Below are 620 nucleotides of genomic sequence, written 5' to 3'. Positions count from 1 at the left end.
GAGTGCAGACCCCGGCCGAGCCACACAGGCTGACCCTACACCGCATCCGCCCGCTCCCCCGTCTCCAGCTTCAGCACCCGATCCGCCAGCGCCAGGCTCGCCGGGCGGTGGGTGATAAGAATCACCGTGCGCTGGTGCAGCAGCTCGTGGCAGTCGGCGATGAAGGCCTCTTCGCCGGCGGGGTCGAACATGGCGGTGGCCTCGTCCAGGATGAGGATCGCGGGGTTGCGCAGCAGGGTGCGCGCCAGTGACAGCCGCTGGCGCTGGCCGCCGGACAGGCGCACGCCCTGGTCGCCGATCACCGTGTCGTAGCCCTCGGGCAGCTCGCAAATGAAGGCGTCGGCGTGGGCGGCGCGGGCGGCGGCTTCGATCCTGTCGCGGCTGACCGCCGGCTCGCCGTAGGCGATATTTTCCGCCACGCTGCCGTTGAGCAGCAGCACGTGCTGGGCCACCAGCCCCACCCGGGCGCGCACGCTGGCCAGGGTGCAGTGGCGGATGTCGGTGCCGTCGATGAGCACGCGGCCGCTCTCGGGGTCGGCAAAGCGCATCAGCAGGTGGGCCAGGGTGGACTTGCCGGCGCCGTTTCTGCCGGTGATGGCGATGGTTTCGCCGGCGGCGAT

General features: G+C 71.3%; 1 protein-coding gene. It reads right to left on the bottom strand.

The window, feature by feature from the left end; all coding sequences use genetic code 11:
• Positions 1-35 precede the first annotated feature (35 nt).
• The coding region (locus KDM41_18480; GenBank protein MCB1185412.1) for an ATP-binding cassette domain-containing protein at positions 36-620 on the bottom strand (585 nt) is incomplete at its 5' end.

This window comes from bacterium (assembly GCA_020440705.1).
Lineage (GTDB): Bacteria > Krumholzibacteriota > Krumholzibacteriia > LZORAL124-64-63 > LZORAL124-64-63 > JAGRNP01.
This window is presented reverse-complemented; position numbering and strand designations above follow the sequence as displayed.